The 5,037-nt window shown below is 47.6% G+C and carries 2 protein-coding genes; both read right to left on the bottom strand.

The window, feature by feature from the left end:
- Window positions 1–88 precede the first annotated feature (88 nt).
- Window positions 89–739: a fumarylacetoacetate hydrolase family protein gene (locus KDK18_RS01040; RefSeq protein WP_257252554.1), complete on the bottom strand. Its 651-nt coding sequence runs from the start codon at window positions 737–739 to the stop codon at window positions 89–91.
- Between the two features lie 327 nt (window positions 740–1,066).
- A partial coding sequence (locus KDK18_RS01035) for a response regulator (protein WP_257252553.1) occupies window positions 1,067–5,037 on the bottom strand: 3,971 nt, incomplete at its 5' end.

Below are 5,037 nucleotides of genomic sequence, written 5' to 3'. Positions count from 1 at the left end.
GTCGTGTCGTGTCGTGTCGTGTCGTTCAGATAACACTGTCTAACTCCCTATATTTAACGTTTTTTTATTGCTTGAGGTTTATAGTGTATTAAGCAATGCTAGCACTGGTTTTTAGCTCGCATCTATTTCTTACGTAAAGCTCAGCTATTAACTGGTCACCACCAGATAGGGAGCTGACACCTGCTGGAGTGCCTGTTAAAACAATATCACCCGCCTGCAAAGTAAATGCCCGGTCAATATCATAAAGTAGATCTTCAATCTTAAAAATCATCTGACCACTATTTCCTCTCTGTTGCAGTTTATTGTTTTTGTATAATATCAGTTTCAGGTGATCGAGATCAGAATAGTCATCGATTTCAATAAAATCGGAAATAACTGCTGACCCCGAAAAAGCTTTTGCTCTTTCCCAAGGGTGGCCTTGCTTTTTTAATTCATTCTGGAGATCTCTCAGGGTTAAATCGAGAGCAAGACCCACCCCTCTAATGCTGTAACTTTTAGGAGCTTTCGCCTCACCGATCAAGATGGAAATTTCTAATTCATGATGGACTACCCCAAAATCTTCAGGAATGTTGAGGCTCCCTGCAAAAGGTACTACAGAAGAGAGTGGCTTTATGAACAATAATGGTGATGTTGAAATATCATTATCGAGCTCTTTAACGTGCTCCAGATAGTTTCTACCTACACAAATAATTTTACCGACTGCATAGTCAGAAGGTTTTTGACTGATAATTGGGAACATAGCTCTTTTACATCGCCGTTATTTTTACTTGTATGAAATTTGGCGAGAGCAAATATATAGATTACAAACTCGATTGTCAAATACATTACTTTTGACGTCTATATAAGCTGAATACCATTAGTTTTCAGAGGAGAACTGCTCAATGAGTAGAGAATAAAAGATTTATCAATGTCTGCAACTTGTAAATTAAATCCGCCCATTTAGAATTTAAATCCACCTAAGAGAATGATGTTTGACTGAAAGGAGGAGGATACCTGTACAGCAATGCAGGCATCCTGGTTTCAGTTTTCAGATGTTCCGATCAACCAAAGGCTGAACACTCTTTTCTCAAAGCTCTACTTCTGACTGAAAACCTTCAAGAATCTGCTCTGCTTCTTCAAAATCGTAAACTCTGATGCTTTTCTGCAGCCTGTCCAGCTTGTGTTTATCGACCTTGCCGACCAGGCCGCCCACCAGTTCAGGCAACGACTCTGAAGCAGAAACATCGCCTTCCTGAAGTTGAGTAATCATGGAACTCATCAGTAAGGACAAGCGCTCAATCTCGACCCTGCCTTCACCAACCGTTGCTTCTTCCGGGTCTTTCCCGACCAGTTGCCTGAGGCTCTCCATTACCTCTTCAAAGGCGTGTTCGAAACTTTTAAGCAGCTCTTTTGATGGCAATTCATCCCGAGTTCTCAGTGCTGCCTCCAATCGAGCCGCGGTGATATGCAAATGTTCTGCTCCAAGGCTGCCTCCAGCCCCCTTGATACCATGAACAATAAAACGGGCAGCCTGCCAATCCTGTTTATCCAGACAATCCCGGAGCTTCTGCAAGTCTTCTCCCTGATCCAGATAAAAGTTCACCAGTAACTGACGGTATAATTCGACGTTCCCTCTTACGCGGTTAAGACCATTATGAAGATGAATGCCTTTCAGTTTCTCAAGATCTTCTGCAAACTCTTTCTGCTCAGTCGCTTTAGTTACAGCAGGGCCCGATGACGCCCCTTCATCAGACACCTGGAGCCAGCGGTCTACCATTTCCTGCAACTCCACAGGGTTCAATGGTTTGGAGATATGATCATTCATACCCACCTGCAGACAACGTTCACGGTCGCCGGTCATGGCATGGGCGGTCATGGCAACAATCGGCAGATCCTTATCACCTACATTTCGACGTATGACTCTGGTTGCCTGATAACCGTCCATCCGGGGCATCTGAATATCCATAAAGACCAGATCAAAAGTGTTCGATTCAAGGATATCCACGGCCTCCTGACCATTATCTGCAAGAGTCACCGTCAGCCCCATACCTTCAAGCAACTCACGAGCTACCTGCTGGTTAATCTCATTATCTTCCACCAGCAGAATATCACCCTTGAACGTCTGCTTGCTGGCATGACTGTCGACACCCTTGCTGCCACCAACAGAGCTTTTATAATCCAGGGTGCGCAGAATGGTTTCTACCAATACGGAGCTGCTGGCCGGTTTGATCAGGAAAGCGTCCACCCTGCCAGAAGCCCTGGCCATCACTTCTTCACGGCCGTAGGCTGAAACCATGATCAATACCGGCATGGAATCAAGCTCCATGGCTCTGATCTCCTCTGCCAGTTCAATACCATCGGTCTCTGGCATTCTCCAGTCCAACAGAGTGACAGTCACAGGATTATCAGAGTCCAGATTGTGCTCTCTCAGGATATCCAAAGCGGCTGCACTGTCCTCTGCTTCCAGCGTTTCACAGCCAAAACTGTTGAGCTGGCTAATCAGTAACTTGCGGGCTTCTTCGGTGTCATCAACAACCAAGACTCGTCTGCCGACCAACGACTGGTCAGTGAGTCCAATGGACTCACCCAGACCCAGTTCCACATCAAATTGGAAGGTACTGCCCTGATCAATTTCGGACTTCACCTCAATATCACCATTCATCATATTGACCAGACTTCGACAGATGGCCAGGCCAAGACCTGTTCCACCAAACTTGCGGGTAGTCGAGCCGTCAACCTGAGAGAAAGACTCAAACAGTCGGGCCTGGTGCTCACGACTGATGCCGATACCGGTATCCTGTACTTCAAAACAGATTCTGGCAGTTTTTGAATTAATCGACAGTAGTCTTACGGTTATCCTGACGGACCCGATATGGGTAAACTTCACAGCATTGTGAATCAGGTTGATCAATACCTGTCCAAGACGAAGAGGGTCACCTTGAAGGTGGCGCGGAACATCAGGCCCGATGTCGTAGCTGAGTTCAATACCCTTCTCTTCCGCCTTTACGTTGGTGATGTCATAAACATTGTCAAAAACATCCTCCAGATTAAAATCAATGGTCTCCATATTGAGCTTTCCGGCTTCAATTCTGGAGAAATCAAGAATGTCATTAATGATACCTAACAGGGCATGGGCAGAAGACTGGATCTTAGCAACATAGTCCTGCTGCTTGTCAGACATATCGGTCTGCAACACCAGGTGACTCAGGCCAATAATGGCATTCATTGGCGTACGAATTTCATGGCTCATATTAGCCAGGAAGTTACTCTTCGCCTGGTTAGCCTGATCTGCGGCCTCTTTGGCTTTATGAAGCGTCTCCTCAGCATGCTTGCGGTCAGTGATGTCACGACCGGTAGCAGAGAGATAACCTTCACCTTCGTACTCCATATAGTTTGCCGTCACTTCAACCGGGAAAACCTTGCCATCATGGGTTTTGCGCAGGGTCTCATAAGTCATCGCCTTACGCATGGTCAGCTGGTCCCAGAGCCGCTCCCAGGAAGTCTCCGTCACCGCCGGATTGATATCCATAATACTGAGTTCCATCACCTGGTCAGGGGTATAACCCAGTGCGCGACAGGAAGACTCATTCACGTATTTGTGGCTGCCATCATGGCGGAACCAGTGAATATAATCGGCTGCCCGATCCAGGGTGAAGCGAGCCATGGACAGTTCACGCTCACGCTCTTTCTGCTCGGTGATATCCACCATGGTGCCCACGGCACGCAGTGGATGGCCCCGACTGTCCCGGAAGACGACCTTACCTTTGTTCCGAACTGTTGCGTAACTACCGTCCCTGCGTCTGATGCGGTATTCATAGACGAAGGCTTTATCCGAGTGAGCAAACTGATCGTTGAAGAAATCAACGGTAGCAATCTTGTCATCTGAGTGAATCAGGCGACGCCAACCCCCCGGAGTGTTCGCCAGCTCTCCGGCCTCATAGCCCAGCATGCGCTGATATCGAGGACTGAAATAGATACGCTCATTAGCAACATCCCAGTCCCAGAGACCATCGGAAGCGGCATCCATCGCCAGCTGATAACGCTCTTCACTGGATCTCAGGGCATCTTCGGAAAGCTGCCTTGAGCGCGCAACAGCTACCAGTTGACTGGCCCTGCGCAGGAGATCCACTTCATCACTCAACAGCTCGTCTTCGGTCTGGCGATTGAGGAATATGACCCCACCTATCTGTTCAGCGAATAACGTCATGGCAACATGAATCCCCGTTACCACGCCATCCTTACTGAGGCTCCTCAAAGATTCGCTTTTGGCTGACTGCTCACTATCAACGCTCAACTTAAGTGTTGCTATACCGTCTTCAGATGGCTGACTTCCTTGCCTGAGGGCACCCCTAAGCAGCTCATTCAATTCCCCCATTCTCAGAGACTTGTTGTCAGACCAGAAATACTCAATGGCTGAATGTCCATCCGTTCTCGAATAAACCAGGGCCGCGTCATAACTCATAAAAACGGCCAGCTTGCGGAGGAAATACTGCACTGCCTCTTCAAGCGGTTTATTAATAAACTTTCTGGAAATATCACTGAGCAGACGATCCAGATCTGAACGGGCTTTCAACTCTTCTTCGGCACGCTCCCTCTCACCGATTTCCAGAGTCAGCCTTCGATTCCAGTAAATAATCAGGATCAGCGTCACAAGGATCAGCAACAGACCGATGAACAACTCTTTATTAGGCTGCCAGCTTAATTCGGTAATAGAGACCCAGCGACTGTTGATCTCAGCCTTCTCTGCCTCAGTCAGACTGTCGACAGTTTTATGCAGAATGGAACCCAGCATGGGCCAGTCATTGCGACTGCCAAGAGCGTATTCATACTCAAAACCTGCCTCACCCACCACACGAAGATTAGTGACTTTGAGTCGATCAAGTTCAAAACTGGAAGCTGCAATGTCCGCAATTACCGCATCCAGAGCACCGCTGGAAACACGGTTAATCCCAACACTGAGACTGGCCATCGGCTTGAAATAAATGCCAGGGTGTTTGGCCCTGAAAACATCCAGAGAAGCACTACCAGGCACATAACCGACATTGCGCCCTCTAAGAT

Source organism: Endozoicomonas sp. SESOKO3 (genome assembly GCF_024606255.1).
This window is presented reverse-complemented; position numbering and strand designations above follow the sequence as displayed.